The sequence below is a fragment of the Aeromonas sp. D3 genome, from assembly GCF_027705025.1.
In the GTDB taxonomy this organism is placed as follows: Bacteria; Pseudomonadota; Gammaproteobacteria; order Enterobacterales; family Aeromonadaceae; genus Aeromonas; species Aeromonas salmonicida.
This window is the reverse complement of sequence record NZ_JAPDBE010000001.1, coordinates 309,466-329,902: the sequence shown is the minus strand read 5'-3', so window position 1 is coordinate 329,902 and position 20,437 is coordinate 309,466. Positions and strand designations below refer to the sequence as shown.

Here is a 20,437-nt window from a genome sequence, read left to right as displayed (position 1 = left end):
GTACGCGGCGGGGGACGGCCCAAAGATGCGGCCAGGCCGCTGCAAGCGCAAAGATGTGAAGGGGCGCAAACAAGCGCCCCGTTTTTACCCTGATGACAAGGTCAGACCGACCTCAACCCTCTTCGGCCAGGCTCTGCTCAATCAAACGTCGCGCTATGGTGCCATGGGGCGGCAACCGTGGCAGCCGGTCGGCGGTGAAGAAATCAGCTGCCACCAGTTCATCGTCCTGTACCCGGATCTCGCCGCTATCGTAGTCGGCGGTAAACCCCATCATCAGGCTGTGGGGGAAGGGCCAGGGCTGGCTGGCCACATAGCGCACGTTGCGCACCCGGATGCCGCTCTCCTCGAACACCTCCCGCGCCACGCACTGCTCCAGGTTCTCCCCCGCTTCCACGAAGCCTGCCAGCACCGTATACATGGGGTTCTCCACCTGATAGTGACGACGATGGGCCGCCAGCAGGATCTCGGGCCCCTTGCGCACCGCCACTATGATGCAGGGGGAGATGCGCGGATAGACGGTGTGGCCAAGCTGGCACACCTGGGCCCACTCACCCGCCTTGGGGGCCATGGGGGCACCGCACTCGCCGCAGAAGCGGTGGCTGCGCCGAAAGGTCGCCAGCTGCCAGGCGCGACCCGCGAGACGAAATCCCTCTTCATCCCCCGCTACCATCAGCTGGCGCAACGGGGTGAAATGGCTGGCATCGGCATCTGCCCCCAGGTCCAGCAAATAGCAGGGCAGGCCATCCCACTCATCGAAACGCTCGAATGACGCCGGGTGAAAATGGGCAGGCAAACAGGCTCGGGGGCCTTGCGGAATATGGCCCTGTTCATCCAGCAGGACGAGGTGATCGCCCCCCAGTACGAACCAGCGGGCCTGTTCGGTTAATGGCATCAGATGCAGACTCTCGTTTAAAATCAGGTTGAAATCCCTTGTCGAGAACAGTGTGCAAGGCACGGACAAGTGGCGACCATATTACGGCCGGGCAGGCACCTTGGCGACCCCAAGATGGCGGATCCGCCCCACTCCACGGCCAAGAAAAAGGCTGCCCGCAGGCAGCCTTGATGCAAAGACCTCAACGCCAATCAGGCATCGCCCATCGCCAGCAGGGAGGCATTGCCGCCCACCGCAGTGGTGTTGATGGTGCGGGTCTTCTCGGTGACGAAGCGGCCGAGGTAGTGGGGACCGCCCGCCTTGGGGCCTGTGCCGGAGAGGCCCTGACCACCGAACGGCTGTACCCCGACCATGGCGCCGATCTGGTTGCGGTTGATGTAGACGTTGCCCACGTTGATGCGGCTGGCCAGCTCCTCGGCGTGGGATTCGTTGCGGCTGTGGATCCCCAGCGTCAGGCCGTAGCCGGTGCCGTTGATATCCGCAATCACCTTGTCCAGCTCACGGGCAGCGTAGCGCACCACATGGAGGATGGGACCGAACTGCTCCTTCACCAGCTCGCGGATGGAGCCAATCTCCAGCGCCGTCGGTTGCACGAAGTGACCCGCCAGCGTCGCGGATGGCATGGGGGCCTGAGCGATCAGACGTGAGCGCGGGATCATGTGCGCCAGGTGCGCATCCAGCCCGGCCTTGGCCTCGGCGTCGATGACGGGCCCCACGTCCGTGTTGTGCTCGGCCGGATTGCCCACTTTCAGCTCCTGCAGGGCGCCGGTCAGGATCTCCAGCACCCGCGGTGCTATCTCCTCCTGCAGGTAGAGCACCCGCAGGGCGGAACAGCGCTGACCGGCACTCTGGAAGGCGGCGCTCACCACATCGCGCACCACCTGCTCCGGCAGAGCGGTGGAGTCGACTATCATGGCGTTCTGGCCGCCGGTCTCGGCGATGAGCGGCAGTATGGCGCCATCACGCTGGGCCAGAGTCAGGTTGATGAGCTTGGCGGTCTCGGTGGAGCCGGTGAAACAGACGCCGCCAATGCGGGCATCTGCCGTCAGCCTGGCTCCCACTGTGGCGCCATCACCCGGCAGCAGTTGCAGCACATCGCCCGGGATGCCAGCCTGATGAGCCAGGGTCACCGCCAGATGGGCGATGAGGCCGGTCTGCTCCGCCGGTTTGGCGATGACGGTATTGCCGGTGGCCAGCGCCGCCGCGACTTGCCCGAGGAAAATGGCCAGCGGGAAGTTCCACGGGCTGATGCAGACGAAGACCCCCCGGCCCTGCAGGAACAGCTCGTTCTGCTCGCCGGTGTAGCCTGGCAGCAGGGTCGCCTGTCCCATCAAACCACGGGCCTGCAGCGCGTAGTAACGGCAGAAGTCCACCGCCTCGCGCACCTCGTCGATCCCATCCTGCAGCAGCTTGCCCGCCTCGCGAGTACAGAGCGAGATGAACTGCTCACGGTTGGCTTCCAGCAGATCTGCCAGCTTTTCCAGCGCAGCGGCACGCACGCTTACCGGCGTATCGCGCCAGCGCGGGAAGGCGGCATGAGCCGAGGCCAGCGCCTGCTCTACCGCCTGTGCGTCGGCCCAGTGGATCTTGCCCACCAGCTGGCTCACATCCTGCGGACTCAGCACTGTGCGAGCTTCGCTGCGCTTGAGGGTTTCGCCATCAACGATGGGCCCCGCCAGCCACAGCTTGCTCTCCAGCTCTTTCAAACGGGCGAAGAAGGGACGCTGGATGGAGACGATATTCATGTTGACGCCGCTGGAGTTCTTGCGGTCGCTGAACAGATTCACCGGCTGTGGAATGCGATCGTTGGCCAGACTGGTGTAGCGCTTGAGGGTGCGCAGCGGGTGTTCGGCCAGTGAATCCACCGGGGTGTTCGGGTCCACCAGCTTGTGAACGAAGGAGGTGTTGGCCCCGTTTTCCAGCAGGCGACGTACCAGATAGGGCAGTAGATCCTTGTGGGCACCGACCGGGGCATAGATGCGGCAGTGCAGGCCGGGATGATCGTTCAGCACGGCATTGTGCAACTCTTCCCCCATGCCGTGCAGGCGCTGGAACTCAAACTGGCGATCACCGGCCATTTCCAGAATGCAGACCACGGTATTGGCGTTATGGGTCGCAAACTGGGGAGAGATGAAACCACGGGTCGGCTCGCTCAGCAGATAGCGGGCGCAGGCCAGATAGGAGATGTCGGTACCCGCCTTGCGGGTAAAGAGCGGGTAGCCGGGCAGGCCAGCCTGCTGGGCATATTTCAGCTCGCTGTCCCAGTAGGCCCCCTTCACCAGCCGCACCGGGATCAGCTCCCCCTGCTCCCGGGCCAGCGCCGTCAGCCAGCAGAGCACCGGCAGAGCACGCTTGGAGTAAGCCTGTACTACCATGCCGAGCTTGCCCCAGCCACGGTTGGCGTCAGAACGGTAGAGCTGCTCGAAGAGATCCAGTGACAGCTCGAGGCGGTCCATCTCCTCGGCATCGATGCTGATGGCCACGTCCTTGTCGCGGGCCAGGCGCACCAGACCCACCAACCGCTCGCTCATTTCGCCGAGCACCCGCTCGCGGTTCGCCACGTCATAGCGCGGATGGAGCGCCGACAGCTTGATGGAGATGGACGGCGCCGGGCCGCCGTCGCTGATGCGCTCATTGCCGACCGCCTCGATGGCGCGCTGGTAGTCGCCGAAATACTTGTCCGCATCGGCCAGGGTCAGGGCGGACTCCCCCAACATGTCATAGGTGTGGGTGTAACCCTTCTCCCGGGACTTGCGGCTCGCCTTGAGGGCCTCTTTCATATCGCGCCCCAGCACGAACTGCTTGCCCATTATCTTCATGGCGGCATACATGGCGGAGCGCACCACAGGCTCGCCGAGCTTGTTGACCATGCGCCCCAGCATGTTGGCCGGATTGCCGTCCAGCTTCTTGTCCAGCTTGATGATCTTGCCGGTCAGCATCAGGCCCCAGGTGGAGGCATTGACCAGGGTGGAGTCGCTCTTGCGAAAATGGGAGGACCAGTTGGCGCCGGAGAGCTTGTCCTTGATGAGGGCGTCGGCGGTCTCTGCATCGGGGATGCGCAGCAGGGCCTCTGCCAGGCACATCAGTATGATCCCCTCCTGGGTATCCAGGCTGTACTCCTGCAAGAAGGCATCGATGCCATCTCCCGAACCACTCTCCTTGCGTACCTTGGTGACCAAGGCGCGGGCGCGCTGGGTCACCTGCTCCAGCGAGGCCCCATCCCCCGGCAACATGGCGGAAAGCTCCGCCAGATAGGCGTTTTCATCCACCACGTAATTCTGGGTGATGGCTTCGCGCAAGGCGGCCAGATCGGAGGGAATGTAGTCAGCAGCAAGCACTTGAGTAGCTTTGAACATAGGGGGTCTTCCTGTACGCCCGCAGGCTATATCGACGAAGGCGGTCGTGCCGCCGAAACGCCGATAATGTATACAATATCAACCCATAGATGAAATGAAATTGTTGCCTACTATTAACAAAAATCGCTGACTGGCAAATTTAGCCCGTATTCAGACCAGGAAACGGCGAGACAGACAAGTTTATCGCCTTATTTTGTATACAATTTTATGCGAGGCAAAAAAGAGGGGCCGCTATTGCGACCCCTCTTCATCCGACCGACAGGAACCGTCAGTTCATCCAGCGCTCACCGCGACTGCGGCGGCGGGGCAGCATGGGCAACAGTATGCCAAGCAGGATGCCGCCACCCACCATGGCACCACCGCGGATGAACCAGTCCATCTGCATGTCGTGCTCCTGGTTGTCATAGCTGCGGGTCAGGGCCTCGTTCTGCTCCTTGAGGTTACCCATCTCCTCGCTCTGGCTGGCAAGCTGGGCCTTCAGGCTGTCGATCTCCTTGCTCTGCTCGGCGATCTTGCCATCCTTCTCGGTGAAGCGTTTTTCATTGTCACCGTTGAGGTTCTGCAGGCGAGCCTTGAGATCTTCCAGCTCTTGCTGGACCTGGGGCAGACGCTCGCGCAGGCTGATCTCGCCCTGCAGCTCGGCGTTCTTGATCCAGCCTTCACGGCCACGACCGTCCACCACCTGGGTGAAACCGGCTTCGTTGTTCACCGCCTTTACTTCCAGCGGTTCACCCGCCTTGACGCTGCCGAGGATCCGGAACTGGGTACCCGGACCATTGTGGATGAAGGTAAAGATGTTGTCTGAGACATAACGGGTGTCGGCCAGTGCCTGTTGGGCACACAGGCAGATAAGGATCCCGAGAAGGGCGCGCATGGTCGATCGGTTCTCTTCTTTTGGTTAGGTGACAGGCCGAATGTTAAGCCGCCAGCGGGTCAAAGGACAAGCAAAGAAAAGCGCTTCCCCCCGAGCTGAGAGCTGACTCGCAACTTGCCCCTCACTCACGCGACCATTCCGGACGTCGCAGGCTATTTCTGTTTCAGTGCCTTCACCTCTTCGCGCAGGGCACGCAGCTCCTGAAGCAGCAGATCCTGCTGCGCACTCTGTTGATGGCGCCACTTTTCCAGTTCGTTGTCACCCCGCCCGTGTTGCAGGAACAGGCTGGCCATGAAGCCGCTCAGGGCGCTGAACAGACCGACCCCGAAGATGATCATCAGGCTGGCGACGAAACGCCCCTCCTCGGTTTGCGGCACTATGTCGCCGTAACCGATGGTAGAGAGCGTCACCAGGGTCCACCAAAAGGCGTCATAGGCGTTGTGGATCTGGCTGCCGGGTCTGTCTCCCTCGACCCAGTAGATGAGTGCCGTACCCACTCCGATTTGCAGGAAAAAGATCAGCAGTATCCCGGCCAGACGGCTCTCGTTTCGCCCCCTGCGCACTATGGCGAGCAGGTCCGGGTTGCTGCGCAGCAGCTGGATCACCCGGTAGAGCTGGATCAACCTGGCCCAGCGCAACTGCTCCACCATGGGCAGACTGCCCGGCAGATAGAACCAGTTCGCCTTGAAGAAGGCTCGCTTGTCACTGGCACGGAACCAGCCATAGGTGAAATGGGCGAGGAAGACGTAGCAGATCAAACTGTCCAGATCATAAAAGAGGGAGAGCGTCTCGGGAGTGAAGTGGCGAGCCCCCAGCCAGCGGAATCCCACCAGTACCACTGAAACGATGGAGAGCAGGGCCATGAGCAGATCCATGGATCTCAGGCCAGAAGAGTGATGTCGCATACATTTTCCTACTTTAGGCACGGTGCGAATTAATAAAAAGGAAGATAATGCCGATAGTCCTGAGGACAAAGGAAAACCGGTCATTAAAAGGAGAAAAATTATGCAGTTAAACCCGCTGGAGAGGCGAATGAGCAATATCCGGCTGGTACCCAAAGTGGTACTGCTCATGGTGTTCAGTACTGTGCTGCTGCTGGCCAAGCTCTGGTTCGATGCCAGCAATCTGGAAACCACACTACTGAGTGAGGGCATAGACGCGGACAAGGCCAACGCCATTGCCGATCGCCTGCTCTGGAGCGGCGTGATGGAAACCGCCGTGATGGGAATCGTCTTCGTCGTGTTGTTGCTGACCGGCTCCCGCCTCATGGTCAAGCAGGTGCACTATCTGGTGGGCCTGCTTGAGCGTTTCGCCCGCAAGGATCTGAGCCACAAGGTGCTGCTCAAGTCTCGTGATGAGTTCGGCGACATCGCCAAGGCCGTGGCCCACTCACAGGAGAATCTCAAGGAGGTGTTCGGCACCCAGCGCGTCGCCTGCAAGGAGCTCAATGACATCGCCTCCCAGGTCACCCTTTGCATGGAAGAGGCCAACGAGGCCATCAACGAAGAGTTCACCCAGATAGAACAACTGGCCAGCGCCATGAGCCAGATGGTGGGTGCCATCCGCGAGGTGGCCGCCCATGCGGAACAAGCTTCCCATGCCACCGCCGAAACCAGCCTGCTGGCCGAAGAGGGCAGCCGCTGCGTGGCGGCGACCGTCAACACCATAGATACCCTCTCCGGCAACATCCAGCGCTCCTCCAACGTGGTCAATCAGGTGGAACAGGGGGTCGAGCAGATAGGCTCAGTGGTGGATACCATTCGCAGCATTTCGGAGCAGACCAACCTGTTGGCCCTCAACGCCGCCATCGAGGCCGCCCGTGCCGGCGAAGCGGGTCGCGGCTTTGCCGTGGTCGCCTCCGAGGTGCGCGAGCTGGCCAACCGGGCCCAGGCGGCCACCGTCGAGATCCAGAAGATGATCGAGCAGTTGCAGGGCAATGCCCATCAGGCTGCCGAGTTGATGGCCCAGAGCGTGCAACAGGCCGACAAGGGGGTGGAGCAGGTGACCCAGGCCGGCGATCAGCTCGCCACCATAGTGCAGCGGGTACAGGGTGTGGCGGACATGAATCGCCAGATCGCGGCCGCCTCCGAGCAACAGAGCTCGGTGGCCGAGGAGATGAGCGGCAATCTGGAGCAGGTAAAACAAGTCGTGGAAGGTTCAGTGGTAGTACTGCGGGAGCTGCAGGAAGCCTCCGAGCTGGTGGAACATCACAGCCAGACGCTGGATACCCATATTCAAGCCTTCAAACTTGCCTGATGGCATAACGTGAGCCAACCTGTGGGCTCGTGGTGCCCGCTACCGAATGCCGGATAACCCCAGGTCTGGCCCAGACAGGCCTCCGGCAATGCGGCGGTGGTAAGGACACACAAAAAAACGGCGCCTCTGTTAACAGAGGCGCCGTTTTTCATATCAGTGGGTGAGCCCGTCAGGCGTCCGGGTCGAAATCCAGACTCAGACTGTTGACGCAGTAACGCTGGCCTGTCTCGGTCGGTCCGTCGGGGAAGACGTGACCCAGATGGGAGCCGCACTGGCTGCAGGTGATCTCCACCCGCTTCATGCCGTGGCTGCTGTCTTCTGTGTAGGTCACTGTGCCTTCGATGGCTCGATCGAACGAGGGCCAGCCGCAGCCGGAGTCAAACTTGGCATCCGAGTGAAACAGCACGCTCTTGCAGCAGACGCAGAGATAGTCACCACTCTTGCGGTTGTGGAGCAAGGCACCGCTGTAGGGCTGCTCGGTGCCTTTCTCCCAGCAGACGCGAAACTGTTCCGAACTCAGCTTGTTGCGCCACTGCTCGGGATTCTTGTTGCTCATACCGACTCCTTGCCATTAATCACGGCGCCCAGCATACCCAGTCAGGCCGCTTTGCTCTACCCCGCCAGCGGGAACTGTGATCCCGTTGGCAACACGGTGGCAACATCCGGTGTAACGGCGACCTCCTCTTTGGCCAAGGCAACCGCCGGCAATGAAACCCGCTCCAGCAACTTGAGGGAGTGGGCTCGGCCAACCGCCACCTGCCGCTTGATGTCATCGGGCAGGAAGGGCAGGCCGTCATTGGTGGCCGTGTCTATGGTCTGGATCCACTCCAGCCCCTCCCCCGGTGGCGGCAGACGGAACTGGATATCGTAGTCGCTGGCGTTGAACAGCACATACCAGCGCTCCCCTTCGCACTGCTGCATGCCGATGTCCATGGCAAACGCCTGTCCCATGGGGGCGTGCCAATCCTGATCCGTCAGCTGATGGCCGTCCGGGTGATACCAGTTGACCTGATGGCAGCTGGTGGGTGCCCCGTTCCAGCTGTCATCGCTCAGTTGCAGGTTGGCAAAGACGGAGGACTCCGCCCGCAGGACCATCATCTGCTGGGTGAAGGCGAGCAGCCGCTCATCCTCCGGCCGCCACTGCCAGTTGACCCAGCTGATCTGGTTGTCCTGGCAATAGGCGTTGTTGTTGCCCAGCTGGCTGCGGCCCATCTCGTCCCCGGCCAGGAAGTGCGGTGTGCCCTGGGAGAGCAGCAGGGTGGCAATCAGGTTGCGCTTCTGCTGCTGACGCAGGTTGTTGACACGGGGATCCAGGGTCGGCCCCTCTACCCCATGGTTGCTGGAGAGGTTGTTGCCGTGGCCATCCCGGTTGTCCTCGCCATTGGCCTGGTTGTGGCGCTGGTTGTAGGAGACCAGATCCTCCAGGGTGAAACCGTCGTGATAGCAGAGGTAGTTGACGCTGGTATGGGGAGCACGCCAGTTCTTCGGGAAGAGATCCCGCGAGCCCACCAGCCGGGTGGCAAAATCCCCCATCTTGCCGGCATCGCCGCGCCAGAAGGCGCGCACAGTGTCACGGTAACGGTCGTTGATCTCCAGCCACTGACTCGGGAACTGACCGAGGCGATAGCCGAACGGCCCTATGTCCCAGGGCTCTGCGATGAGCTTGACCCGCGCCAGCACGGGATCCGCCATCATGGCCTTGAAGAAGGCCCCCATGGGATCGAACTCCCCCGCCTCCCGCGCCAGGGTGACGGCAAGATCGAAGCGAAAACCATCCACCTGCATCTCCGTGACCCAGTAACGCAGGGCATCCAGCACCAGCCGCAGGCTGTTGGGGTGATCCAGATTGACGCTGTTGCCGCAGCCGGTGACGTTGGCATGACGACTGTAGTCGGGGCCGTGAGCTCCCGCCTCGAAGGCATAGTAGCCCGCATTGTCAAAGCCCTTGAATGACAAGGTGGGGCCATCGAAACCGGATTCGGCGGTGTGGTTGTAGACAACGTCGAGTATGACTTCGAGTCCTGCCCTGTGCAGCTCCCGCACCATGGTCTTGAACTCGGTCACCGCCTCCCCCGCGCTGTAGCGCGGCTCGGGGGCAAAGAAGGCGATGGGGTTGTAGCCCCAGTAGTTGGTCAGCCCCAACTGCTCGAGCCTGGGCTCGGACATGAAGGCCGCTACCGGCATCAGCTGCACAGAGGTAACGCCGACGGACTTCAAGTGCTCGATGATCACCGGATGGCAGATGCCAAGGTAGGTGCCGCGCAGTTCGCTCGGTACCCCCTGATGCTGGCGGGTGAACCCCTTGACGTGGGTTTCGTAGATGACGGTACGCGCAGGCTCTATGCCCGGCTTGCCGACCCCCTGCCAGTCGAAGGTGTCATCCACCACCACTGACTTGGCCACCATGGCGGCGCTGTCGCCCTCATACAGTTTGTCATCCCAATGGGTCGCCCGGCTGAGCGCCCTGGCATAAGGGTCGATCAGCAGCTTTTGCGGATCGAACAGCATCCCCTCCTGGGGCGCACCATGTACCCGATAACCGTAACGCTGACCGGCCTTGACGCCGCGCACATAGCCGAAGCGATATTGGCCGCGCCGGCCGGGCAATGCCAGCCGGACCAGCTCCTGCTCCTGCTCGTCGAACAGGCAGAGCTCTACCATGTCCGATTGGGGGGCCCAGACGCAGAAGTGACAACCCGTCTCATCGAGCAGGACACCCAGCGGGTGGTCCTGCCCCTTTTCCATTGCAAACATCAAGACTCCTGTTTGATGAACAAGGTCGCGAGCGGCGGCAGATCCAGCACTATGCTGTGCCCCAATCCCTGCCAGGGGGTTGGCTCGGCGACGAAGACCAGACCCACATCATAGTTGCTGCCCCAGTAATGCTCGCTATCCGTGTTGAGCACCACGCGGTAATTGCCGGCGGCAGGCACCCCGAGTCGATAGGCGATGCGCGGTACCGGCGTGAAGTTGCAGGCCACCATGATCGGGTGGGCCCCCTGCTTGTCGGCCCGCAGCCAGGCAAAGACACTGTTGTCGGCGTCGTTGTGATCCAGCCAGCGGAAACCGGTCTGATCATAATCGGCCTGATACAAGGCAGCTTCATGACGGTAGAGGTGGTTGAGATCGCGGATCAGGCGCTGCTGACCGCCGTGCTTGGGATACTGCAGCAGGTGCCAGGGCAGCTGGGCATCGTGGTTCCATTCGTTGCTCTGGGCGATTTCGGTGCCCATGAAGTTGAGCTTCTTGCCCGGGTGGGCATACATGAAGCCCATGTAGGCGCGCAAGTTGGCCGATTGCTGCCACTCGTCGCCGGGCATCTTGTAGAGCATGGAGTGCTTGCCGTGCACCACCTCGTCGTGGGAGAGCGACAGGATGAAGTTCTCGTCATAGTGGTAAACCATGGAGAAAGTCATGTCGTTGTGGTGATAGCGGCGGTGAATAGGCTCTTTCTGCATGTAAGTGAGGGTGTCGTGCATCCAGCCCATATTCCACTTGAAGCCAAAACCGAGGCCACCGAGGAAAGTGGGACGAGACACGCCGGCAAAGGCGGTGGACTCTTCGGCTATGGTCATGGCGTGGGGATACTTGCCGTACACCTCTTCGTTGGTCCACTTCAACAGGCTGATCGCCTCGTAGTTGTGGTTGCCACCATCGACGTTCGGCACCCACTCGCCGGCATTGCGCGAGTAATCCAGATAGAGCATGGAGGCGACCGCATCCACCCGCAGGCCATCGATGTGGAACTTGTCGAGCCAGAACAGGGCACTCGCCACCAGGAACTGGCGCACCGTATTGCGGCCAAAGTCATAAATGTAGGAGTTCCAGTCCGGGTGCCAGCCACGGCGCGGATCTTCGTACTCATAGAGCGGCGTGCCGTCGAAACGGGCCAGACCGTGGGCATCGGACGGGAAGTGAGCCGGTACCCAGTCCAGAATGACGCCTATGCCGGCCTGGTGGCACTGATCCACGAAATATTTGAAGTCATCGGCACTGCCGTAACGGCTGGTGGGAGAGAACATGCCCACCGGCTGATAGCCCCAGGAACCGCTGAACGGATGCTCAGAGACCGGCAGCAATTCGATATGGGTGTACTCCATCTCCTTGATGTAGGCCACCAGATCCACCGCCAGCTCGCGCCAGCTCAGGCTGTCGCCGTTGGGATGACGCTTCCAGGAGCCGACATGCAGTTCATAGATGGAGAGGGGCTGATCCCGCTTGTCATTGTGCTGGCTGGCAATCCAGGCGGCATCTTGCCACTGGTATTGATCGTGGTCATACACCACTGAGGCGAACGACGGATACTGTTCGCAGTAGAAACCGACAGGGTCGCTCTTGTGAGGCAGACGATGACCTGCAGGATCCTTGAGTTCAAACTTGTAGCGATCCCCGGCCTTGAGGCCCGGCACGAACAGCACCCAGTGACCGCACTGGCTTCGCTGCATGGGGTGACGACGGCCGTCCCAGAAGTTGAAATCACCGATCAGGCTCACGGCGGTGGCGCTCGGCGCATAGACGGCAAAACGCACCCCTTCCACCTGCACGCCAAGATGCTCCACGCTGCGCAACTGAGCACCCAGGGTGTGGTAGATGTTTTCCGGCTGTGAGGTCAATTCTGCCAGACCGGCCCAACCCGCATCCTGAAACTGATAGGGGTCGACAAATTCAGTACTGGCATCGGGGTAGCTGGCGAGCAGCTGATAGGGAAAGGGATTTTTACGGCGGGTGAAAACAGTTTCAAAAAGGCCCGATTCATCGGTGGGTGCCAGGGTGGCAACGACTTTGCCCGACTTGAGATCCTTGACGCGCACCTCAAGGGCATCCGGCAACCAGGCGGTCAGTTTGAGGCCAGGCCCATCCGGATTGGCCTGCAGGCCTAAATGAGAGAAGGGATCGGCACAGCGGGCAGCAACCAAACGTTCAACGAGCATCGAGATTTCCTTTCATAGCTGAGCATCCGCTCCGGCCAGGGCCGAAGCGGATGTAAGTGAGTCACGTTTTGTCGGCAGTGGCTCAACGACTGGCCTCATCACGGGCCTGGCTCATCTTGCCTGCCAGCGCCTTGAGCGCTTCATTGGCAAAAATATCCTCCAGATCGGTGGACAGCTTGCGACGCCAGTTGGGGTATTCGTAACTGGTGCCCGGCACGTTGACCGGCTTGTCCATCTCCAGCCAGTCTTCCAGCTGGGTGCTGAACAGGACACAGCTGCCGCGGGACATATGCAGTTGCAGACCATGGTTGAGCTCGGTATTCATGCCGACCCAGTTCACGTCATGACTGATGTCGTCAGAGATGACCCCATGGGCATGCAGGCTGTCGAGGATCCGCTGCTTGGCCTGGTGGCGATCAGCATACAGTGTCTTGAGAACGTCTTCATCCGGATACAATCCCAACTCGCGACCCAGCGCCAGATCGTCGCAATGCCAGAAGCCCTTCAGGGTCGGCATGTCGTGGGTGGTCAGGGCCGACATCGCCTGCTCGGTGTAGTGCGCAGGAGAGATGAAACCGCCATCGGCCTTGGATCGCTCGAAGAAGAACACCTTGTAGGAGTGAACCCCGTTCTCTTTGAGCGTGACGTCTATGCCTTCCGGCACAGTCCCCAGATCCTCGCCGATCAGCAGACACTGATTGCGGTGGGATTCGAGCGCCAGGATCCCCAGCAGATCGTTGACCGGATAGTAAATGTAGGCCCCCTTGGCGGCAGACTCTCCGGGCGGCACCCACCACAGGCGCAGCAAGGCCATTACATGGTCGATGCGCAGCGCGCCGCAGGAGCGCATGTTGGCGCGGAATAGATCCACCATGGGCTGATAGGCCGCTTCAAACAGCTGGTTCGGGTTCATGGGGGGCAGGCCCCAGTTCTGGCCAAGCGGGCCCAGAATGTCAGGCGGTGCACCGACCGAGGCTTTCGGGCAGTAGAGATCCCGGTTGGCCCAGATCTCGGTGGAGCCTTCGGAGACGCCGACCGCCAGATCACGATAGATCCCCATCACCATGCCAGCGCCCTTGGCGCGAGCATCGGCTTGCGCCAGCTGCTCATCGGCCAGGAACTGCAAGTAGAGATAGAAGTTCACATCCTGGCTGTGCGCGGCCATCCAGGCAGCCACCTCGGGGTTGTGGTAATCGCGCAACTCTTCCGGCCATACCGGCCAGCCCCAGGCATTTTCGCCCTTGGCATAGAAGTGGGCCTGCAGGGCATCAAACGCCGCCTGCTGTTGCAGGCTGTCACCACCGGCCGCCACGAAGGCATCAAAATCGGCCTGACGCTCGGTACTGAAAATGGCTTCATCGAACACCTGACGCAGCATGCCGATCTTGGTCTGGATAACGCCGGTGTAATCCACGTTGCTCTTGGCACGCAGTTCATTGAGGTGCTGCTGAAAGGCCGGATTGGCCACTTCGGCCTTGAGGCGATCGTTGGCCAGAAACTCGGGCACGGCTTCCACGTTGATATAGGCCACGTTAAGCCAGCGACGGGAAGAGGGGCTGTAAGGGCTGGCACTCTCGGGGTTGGCCGGATAGAGGGCATGAATGGGGTTCAGACCCACGAAGTGGGCGCCCCAGGCGGCCGCTTTCTCGACCAGCTGGCCGAGATCGCTGAAATCACCGATCCCCCAGTTGTGACGGCTGCGCAGGCAGTAGAGCTGCACGCTCGGCCCCCACACCTTGCGGCCATCGGCAATGGGAGCCTGCTTGTAGCAAGCTTTGGGTGCCACGATAAGACGCATACTGGCGAGCGGCTCATCATTGCCCTCTTCCAGCAGGGTCAGCTGGTGATAGCCAAGCGCTGGCTGTACATCCAGCGCAACCTGGTAGGCCTGACACTCCATCTCTTCGAATTCAGCCACGCCAACCAGCTCACCCTCAATGGGGGTGATTTGGCCGGACAACACAGTCCCCTGCTCCAGCGCAAGCTGCCAGGTAAGGGCGTCATTGACGAAATCGATGGGCAGACGGACTTCAAGGGTGATGGGCTCACCGCTGCGGACCACCATGACGGGATCCAGCGCGCGCAGCCAATGCTGACGGTGCTCCTCTTCCAGCTGCTCGGTCAGGGCGGCCTCGTCATCGACGCGGTAACCCATGGCGCCCAGCATGGCAGACTTGCTCTCTTCGGATACCTGGGCCGGGTGGCCCCAGGCATCAACATACTCGCTGGCGATACCTTTGGCGGCAGCCAGCTGTTCAATCAGGGTGGTCATAGTTTGAGAATTCCCGCTGTGGATTCTATCTATACTATTTTGATTAATTTTTATGGGTGGTACTTGAACAGTGGCTCTGTGGCCATGCTAAACCGCGCACATTTTTACACATCTGCCGGGCTGGTTGTGTGACAGAGCAGGCACTATTGTTGATCTCTGTGACGCTGACCAATAGATAGTTATTTCGACAAAAACTGGTAGTCAGTTACATAAACAGAAAATAAATTTCACAGTTTTCATGATATAGCGCAATTTCAGACAGATTGTTGGTTGACTCACAGGGGAGTTCTAGTAAATTTACAAACGGAATTTTCTTTGACTACTGAACAGTTAGGTAACCAAATATGACTATCAAAGTAGGTATTAACGGTTTTGGCCGCATCGGTCGTTTCGTGTTCCGTCTGGCCGCTGAGCGTGCTGACATCGAAGTGGTTGGCATCAACGACCTGATCGACGTTGACTACATGGCTTACATGCTGAAGTACGATTCAACTCACGGTCGTTTCAACGGTACCGTTGAAGTTAAAGACGGCAACCTGGTTGTTAACGGCAAAACCGTACGTGTTACCGCTGAGCGTGACCCGGCCAACCTGAAATGGGATGCCATCGGTGTTGACGTTGTTGCCGAAGCCACCGGTCTGTTCCTGGACGACGCAACTGCTCGCAAGCACATCGCTGCCGGCGCCAAGAAAGTTGTTCTGACTGGCCCGTCCAAAGACGCTACCCCGATGTTCGTCATGGGTGTCAACGACGCTACCTACGCTGGCCAGGACATCGTTTCCAACGCTTCCTGCACCACCAACTGCCTGGCTCCGATCGCCAAGGTTCTGAACGATACCTTCGGTATCGAATCCGGCCTGATGACCACTGTCCACGCTACCACTGCTACCCAGAAGACCGTTGATGGTCCGTCTGCCAAAGACTGGCGCGGTGGCCGCGGTGCGGCTCAGAACATCATCCCGTCCTCTACCGGTGCTGCCAAAGCTGTTGGCGTTGTTATCCCGGAACTGAACGGCAAGCTGACCGGCATGGCCTTCCGCGTACCGACTCCGGACGTATCCGTTGTTGACCTGACCGTCAACCTGAAGAAAGCCGCTACCTACGCCGAAATCTGTGCAGCCATGAAAGCAGCCTCTGAAGGCTCCATGAAGGGTGTGCTGGGCTATACCGAAGATCAAGTGGTCTCCACTGACTTCCTGGGTGAGCGTCAGACTTCCGTGTTCGATGCCAAAGCCGGTATCGCACTGAACGACAAATTCGTTAAAGTTGTATCCTGGTACGACAACGAAATGGGCTACTCCAGCAAAGTTCTGGACCTGATCGCTCACATCTCCAAGTAATTTGGGATGCGCAATCAAGTAGCTTGAAAAAGGCGGCCATTGGCCGCCTTTTTGTATTTCGGCCCCTGGATTTTCCGACCCTCTCTTCTGAATGTGCGCGAGCACAGGAGTCCTCATGCAACCGATACGCTCTCTGACTGCCCACTGTACCCTCAGCCACAACGCGGCTGGCCAACCCCTGCTCACCATCGACAATGGCGATGCCAAGGCCGAGATCAGCCTGTTTGGCGCCCATGTGTTGCGCTACCAGCGTCACGGCGAACCCGCCACCCTCTGGCTCAGCGACAAGGCAGTGCTGGATGGCAGCAAGCCCATCCGCGGCGGTATCCCCGTCTGCTGGCCCTGGTTTGGCCCGGCGCCAGCCCGCGTTGGCAGTGGCAAGCCTTCCCATGGCTTTGCCCGCACCAGCCTCTGGACCCTGGACGGCGTCTCCGATCACGGCGATGGCACCCTGGTACATCTCTCTCTGCGTGACAATGAGTCAACCCGTGCCCTCTGGCCGCACCCTTTCGAACTGGAACTGGACGTGCTGATAGGCAAGGAACTCTCGCTGGTGCTGACTACCCGCAATACGGGTAAAGCCCCCGTCGCCTATAATGCCGCCTTGCACACCTATCTGCAGATAAGCGCCCCAGAGGCTGTCAGCGTGACCGGGCTGGGTGAGCCTTATGCCGACAAGCTGACCGGTCAGGATGGGCAGCAGCAGGGTACTCTGACGCTCACAGCTGCCATTGATCGGGTCTACCACCAAGCCGAGGCCATGGTGATGATCAAGGACGGCGATCGCACCACTAAAGTGGTGAGCGGCAACAACGACAGCATCGTGGTCTGGACCCCCTGGCAGGAAGGGGCCACCGCCATGGCGGACATGAGCGACGATGGCTACCGCACCATGCTCTGCGTCGAAGCGGCCATCACGGCCGAGGCTGGCGTCGTTATCGCGCCGGATGAGGAGCACAGCCTCTCTACCGTGATCATCTGATCTTCGTCTTCGCGAACCCCATAACGAAAGAGGGCACCCCAACGGGTGCCCTCTTCTATTCAGCCTTTCTATTCAACTCTTCGCGCACTCAGGCGTTACCCTGAGTCTTTAGCTTGAGTTCCGCAGCGAAGTCCAGCATGCGATCCAGCGGGATCAGTGCCTTCACCCGCAGGGCTTCATCCACCAGGATCTCGTGACGCTCGGCGCCATCGGTCAACGCCTCCTTGATCGCCACCAGGCCATTCATCGCCATCCAGGGACAGTGGGCGCAGCTACGGCAGGTAGCACCATCGCCACCGGTCGGCGCCTCGACCATCTCCTTGTCCGGACAAGCCTGCTGCATCTTGTAGAAGATGCCGCGATCGGTCGCCACTATCAGCTTCTGCTGGGGCAGCTCTTTGGCCGCCTTGATCAGCTGACTGGTGGAGCCCACCGCATCGGCCAGCTCGATGACGGAAGCCGGAGATTCCGGGTGCACCAGCACGGCCGCATCCGGGTTCTGCTCCTTGAGCTCGCGCAGGGCCTTGGCCTTGAATTCGTCATGGACGATGCAGTGGCCCTGCCAGCGCAGCATCTGGGCCCCCGTCTTCTTCTCGATATAGGCACCGAGGTGCCTGTCCGGGCCCCAGATGATCTTGTGGCCCTGGCTGTCGAGGTGTTCGACTATCTCAAGCGCAATGCTGGACGTCACCACCCAGTCCGCCCGTGCCTTCACCGCCGCCGAGGTATTGGCATAGACCACCACTATGTGGTCGGGATGGGCATCGCAGAAGGCCGAGAATTTATCGATGGGACAGCCCAGATCGAGGGAACACTCGGCCTCCAGGGTCGGCATCAGTACCCGCTTGTGAGGGCTCAGGATCTTGGAGGTCTCCCCCATGAAGCGAACCCCGGCGACGATCAGGGTCTGCGCGGCATGATCCCGACCAAAGCGGGCCATCTCGAGAGAGTCACCGACGAAACCGCCACTGGCCTCGGCCAGCGCCTGGATCTCGGGATCCGTGTAGTAGTGGGCAACCAGCACGGCCTGACGCTCTTTCAGCAGTGCCTTGATGTCTGCGATCAGGGTCGTTTTCTGCTCGGCGGTCAGCGGGGCCGGTTTGACCGGAAACGGGTAGTCCATCTCGACCACCGGAGGAATATTGCTCAGTGCATTGCTCATTGCGACTGTTCCATCAAGGCTCGGAAAGGCAAAAATTATAACCAGAAGCCGGCCACAAACCCATCAACAAATCCGGTGATACGCAAGTGTCCGAATATACTCAAGTAATTCGTTGTCATTCTTGCCAAAAGGAGTTGTCGAATGAAACAACGCTCTCTCAAAACCAAGCTGCTGTTGCTCACCATGGGCCTCTTTCTGTCCAGTGGACTGGCCATGACACTGATGCAATCGTCCTCCTTGCAATCCCTGCGCAGCGACATCATGGCCCAGACCCGCAGTGCGCTGGAGCAGGAGGTCTCTCGCACCCTGCAGTTCCAGGCCGAGCGTTACGCAGTACAAATAGGGGCACTGTTGCAACAGTCCTATCAGGTACCGCTGGGGATCGCCGCCCAGCTCGAGGGCAGCATGGCTCAGCCTGATCGCGCCCTCTCCCGTCCCCAGGTCGAAACCCTGCTGGGCAGCCGCTTGCAGCAGGCGAGCGGGATCAGCTCCATTTATGCCCAGTTTGAAGCCGATGGCTATGATGGCCAGGATGCCAGCTGGCAGTCCGGCGCATCCCACTCAGTGCCCGACAAGGGCAGTCTGGAGATCTACTTCGTCCGGGACCAGGGTGGCCAGGTCTCGCAACAGCAAGTGGACGCAGCCTCCAGCGAGGCCAAATACGACACCTCGGTCAACGAATTCGGTATTCGCAACAGCGAATGGTACCTGTGCGGCCGGGATACTCGTCGCCCCTGCCTGATGGAACCCTATCTCTACGAGATAAGCCCGGGCAACCAGATGCTGATGACCAGCCTGACGGTACCCATCCTCAAGGAGGGCAAGTTCGTTGGCATAACCGGTGTCGACATGAACTTGCCCATTTTCCAGCAACTGGCAGAAAGCCTGGGTAAAAGCCTGTATGACAATCAGGCCGACGTGAGCCTGGTCAGCAAGATGGGTCTCATCGTCGGCAGCAACCGCCATGCCGACAAGCTGGGCCGTCCGCTGACGGAGGTCGGTCTGAGCACCCCCACAGGACAAACCCTGGATACCGATACCGACTTCATCCTGCAACAACCTGTGCGGATCGAGGCGGCCGATACCCAATGGTGGCTGCTGATCAAGGTACCCAAGGCGCTGGCACTGAGTCAGGCCAACACCATCAGCACTCAGCTGGGGGATCTGATGCAGGCGGCCCAGCGCCAACAGCTGATCACAGTGACCCTCATCACCCTGCTGGCACTGGGCCTGCTCATCTGGTTCATCCAGACCATCACGGCCCCCTTGTCGCTCATCAGCCGCCATGTCTCCCACCTCTCCAGCAACGAGGGAGATTTGACCCAGCAGATGCAGATCGACACCCACCAGGAGCTGATCGAGCTGGCAGGACATCTCAATGCCTTTCTCGGCAAGCTGCGCGGCATGGTGCAGGGCAGCAAACTGATAGGCCAGCAGGTACACCAGCAGGCACAGGGTATGAAGCAGACGGCCGACACCATGCGCACCAGTCTGGATGAGCAGAGCATAGAACTGGAGAGCGTGGTCAGCGCCATGCACCAGATGAGCACCACTGCGGTCAGCGTGGCGGGTTACGCGGAACAGGCCGCCCAGGAGTCAGAAGCAGCCACCCATCACATCAATACCGCCCAGCAGACCCTGAGCAATGCCCGCAACGAGATCCATACCCTGGTTGAAGACATGCATCAGGCTGACAAGGCGGTGGCGCTGGTAGCCCAGCGCAGCACCAATATCAGCCGCATTCTGGATGTGATCCGGGCCATTGCCGAGCAGACCAACCTGCTGGCACTGAACGCTGCCATAGAGGCTGCGCGGGCGGGAGACATGGGACGAGGTTTTGCGGTGGTGGCAGACGAAGTACGGGCCCTTGCCAACAAGACCCGGGAGTCCACCGACGAGATAGGCCAGCTCATCGGCAGCCTGCAAACCGAGGTGAGCAGCAGCCAGCAACTGATGAGCACAGGCATCACCCGCTCGGCCAGCACGGTCGAGGGCACGGAACAGGCGTTCGAGGCCCTCAACCGGGTGGTCGCCCAGATCCAGCAGATCCACGATCACATCAGCCAGGTGGCCACTGCCGCCGAGCAGCAGAGTGCGGTCAGCGACGACATCAACCAGAACCTGATGCGCATTGGTGATGCTGCCACCACCATTGGCCAGGAGGCCAGCGCCAGCCATCGCTTGAGCGAAGAGCTGGAGCAGGCCTCAACCGCACTGGCAACCCAGCTGGACCGCTTGAGAACCTGATGACAAACGACCATAAAAAAAGCCCGCATCGTTGCGGGCTTTTTGATCTGGTGGTCGTTACTGGGATCGAACCAGTGACCCCCTCCTTGTAAGGGAGGTGCTCTCCCAGCTGAGCTAAACGACCT

General features: G+C 60.3%; 13 protein-coding genes and 1 tRNA gene. 4 read left to right on the top strand and 10 right to left on the bottom strand.

All coding sequences use genetic code 11. The features are described from left to right. Positions 1-112: 112 nt before the first annotated feature. The 4 genes from nudC to OKC28_RS01575 all read right to left on the bottom strand — a co-directional run bounded on the left by nudC (position 113) and on the right by OKC28_RS01575 (position 6,027). Positions 113-892 carry an NAD(+) diphosphatase gene (nudC, locus tag OKC28_RS01590; RefSeq protein WP_270686890.1) on the bottom strand — a complete coding sequence of 260 codons (780 nt, stop codon included), beginning with the start codon at positions 890-892 and terminating at the stop codon, positions 113-115. A 191-nt stretch (positions 893-1,083) separates the two neighbouring features. Beyond that, positions 1,084-4,248: a bifunctional proline dehydrogenase/L-glutamate gamma-semialdehyde dehydrogenase PutA gene (putA, locus tag OKC28_RS01585; RefSeq protein WP_270686888.1), complete on the bottom strand. Its 3,165-nt coding sequence runs from the start codon at positions 4,246-4,248 to the stop codon at positions 1,084-1,086. 268 nt (positions 4,249-4,516) lie between these two features. Next, on the bottom strand, positions 4,517-5,122 hold the full coding sequence (locus OKC28_RS01580) for a TIGR04211 family SH3 domain-containing protein (protein WP_017411655.1): 606 nt from the start codon (positions 5,120-5,122) through the stop codon (positions 4,517-4,519). Between the two features lie 152 nt (positions 5,123-5,274). Continuing rightward, entirely contained in the window at positions 5,275-6,027 is a 753-nt protein-coding gene (locus tag OKC28_RS01575; RefSeq protein ID WP_021139416.1) for a potassium channel family protein, read from the bottom strand. 100 nt (positions 6,028-6,127) lie between these two features. On the opposite strand from OKC28_RS01575, the gene OKC28_RS01570 reads away from it, so the two are divergent. Further along, on the top strand, positions 6,128-7,378 hold the full coding sequence (locus OKC28_RS01570) for a methyl-accepting chemotaxis protein (protein ID WP_034523776.1): 1,251 nt from the start codon (positions 6,128-6,130) through the stop codon (positions 7,376-7,378). A gap of 169 nt (positions 7,379-7,547) precedes the next feature. On the opposite strand, the gene msrB is transcribed toward OKC28_RS01570, so the two are convergent. The 4 genes from msrB to malQ form a co-directional block, all read right to left on the bottom strand. Next, positions 7,548-7,934, bottom strand: coding sequence for a peptide-methionine (R)-S-oxide reductase MsrB (gene msrB, locus OKC28_RS01565; RefSeq protein WP_270686882.1), 387 nt, complete (start codon positions 7,932-7,934; stop codon positions 7,548-7,550). 56 nt (positions 7,935-7,990) lie between these two features. After that, positions 7,991-10,132 (bottom strand): glycogen debranching protein GlgX, encoded by a 2,142-nt coding sequence (glgX, locus tag OKC28_RS01560; RefSeq protein WP_270686880.1) that lies wholly within the window; start codon positions 10,130-10,132, stop codon positions 7,991-7,993. Continuing rightward, the gene (glgB, locus tag OKC28_RS01555) at positions 10,132-12,309 is read right to left on the bottom strand and encodes a 1,4-alpha-glucan branching protein GlgB (RefSeq protein WP_099991638.1); all 2,178 of its coding nucleotides are present in this window, start codon (positions 12,307-12,309) and stop codon (positions 10,132-10,134) included. Before glgB ends, glgX begins: the two co-directional genes overlap by 1 nt. Positions 12,310-12,391: 82 nt before the next feature. Further along, positions 12,392-14,581, bottom strand: coding sequence for a 4-alpha-glucanotransferase (malQ, locus tag OKC28_RS01550; RefSeq protein WP_270686877.1), 2,190 nt, complete (start codon positions 14,579-14,581; stop codon positions 12,392-12,394). 344 nt (positions 14,582-14,925) lie between these two features. Here malQ and gap point away from each other — a divergent pair, with 344 nt between their 5' ends. Further along, positions 14,926-15,921, top strand: a complete 996-nt coding sequence (gene gap, locus OKC28_RS01545) for a type I glyceraldehyde-3-phosphate dehydrogenase (protein WP_005313250.1) — start codon at positions 14,926-14,928, stop codon at positions 15,919-15,921. Between the two features lie 115 nt (positions 15,922-16,036). After that, positions 16,037-16,903: a D-hexose-6-phosphate mutarotase gene (locus OKC28_RS01540; protein ID WP_270686873.1), complete on the top strand. Its 867-nt coding sequence runs from the start codon at positions 16,037-16,039 to the stop codon at positions 16,901-16,903. 88 nt (positions 16,904-16,991) lie between these two features. Here the strand turns inward: OKC28_RS01540 and nadA are convergent, their stop codons facing one another. Beyond that, positions 16,992-18,065 carry a quinolinate synthase NadA gene (gene nadA / locus OKC28_RS01535; protein WP_058395912.1) on the bottom strand — a complete coding sequence of 358 codons (1,074 nt, stop codon included), beginning with the start codon at positions 18,063-18,065 and terminating at the stop codon, positions 16,992-16,994. A 141-nt stretch (positions 18,066-18,206) separates the two neighbouring features. Here nadA and OKC28_RS01530 point away from each other — a divergent pair, with 141 nt between their 5' ends. Then, the gene (locus tag OKC28_RS01530; protein ID WP_270686869.1) at positions 18,207-20,312 is read left to right on the top strand and encodes a methyl-accepting chemotaxis protein; all 2,106 of its coding nucleotides are present in this window, start codon (positions 18,207-18,209) and stop codon (positions 20,310-20,312) included. 48 nt (positions 20,313-20,360) lie between these two features. On the opposite strand, the gene OKC28_RS01525 is transcribed toward OKC28_RS01530, so the two are convergent. After that, positions 20,361-20,436, bottom strand: a tRNA-Val gene (locus OKC28_RS01525). Between the last annotated feature and the right edge of the window lies 1 nt (position 20,437).

What these genes read in the sequence shown, in the direction of transcription:
- nudC (WP_270686890.1), bottom strand. Translation starts at nt 892, where the DNA reads ATGCCATTAACCGAACAGGCCCGCTGGTTCGTACTGGGGGGCGATCAC.
- putA (WP_270686888.1), bottom strand. Translation starts at nt 4,248, where the DNA reads ATGTTCAAAGCTACTCAAGTGCTTGCTGCTGACTACATTCCCTCCGAT.
- OKC28_RS01580 (WP_017411655.1), bottom strand. Translation starts at nt 5,122, where the DNA reads ATGCGCGCCCTTCTCGGGATCCTTATCTGCCTGTGTGCCCAACAGGCA.
- OKC28_RS01575 (WP_021139416.1), bottom strand. Translation starts at nt 6,027, where the DNA reads ATGCGACATCACTCTTCTGGCCTGAGATCCATGGATCTGCTCATGGCC.
- OKC28_RS01570 (WP_034523776.1), top strand. Translation starts at nt 6,128, where the DNA reads ATGCAGTTAAACCCGCTGGAGAGGCGAATGAGCAATATCCGGCTGGTA.
- msrB (WP_270686882.1), bottom strand. Translation starts at nt 7,934, where the DNA reads ATGAGCAACAAGAATCCCGAGCAGTGGCGCAACAAGCTGAGTTCGGAA.
- glgX (WP_270686880.1), bottom strand. Translation starts at nt 10,132, where the DNA reads ATGTTTGCAATGGAAAAGGGGCAGGACCACCCGCTGGGTGTCCTGCTC.
- glgB (WP_099991638.1), bottom strand. Translation starts at nt 12,309, where the DNA reads ATGCTCGTTGAACGTTTGGTTGCTGCCCGCTGTGCCGATCCCTTCTCT.
- malQ (WP_270686877.1), bottom strand. Translation starts at nt 14,581, where the DNA reads ATGACCACCCTGATTGAACAGCTGGCTGCCGCCAAAGGTATCGCCAGC.
- gap (WP_005313250.1), top strand. Translation starts at nt 14,926, where the DNA reads ATGACTATCAAAGTAGGTATTAACGGTTTTGGCCGCATCGGTCGTTTC.
- OKC28_RS01540 (WP_270686873.1), top strand. Translation starts at nt 16,037, where the DNA reads ATGCAACCGATACGCTCTCTGACTGCCCACTGTACCCTCAGCCACAAC.
- nadA (WP_058395912.1), bottom strand. Translation starts at nt 18,065, where the DNA reads ATGAGCAATGCACTGAGCAATATTCCTCCGGTGGTCGAGATGGACTAC.
- OKC28_RS01530 (WP_270686869.1), top strand. Translation starts at nt 18,207, where the DNA reads ATGAAACAACGCTCTCTCAAAACCAAGCTGCTGTTGCTCACCATGGGC.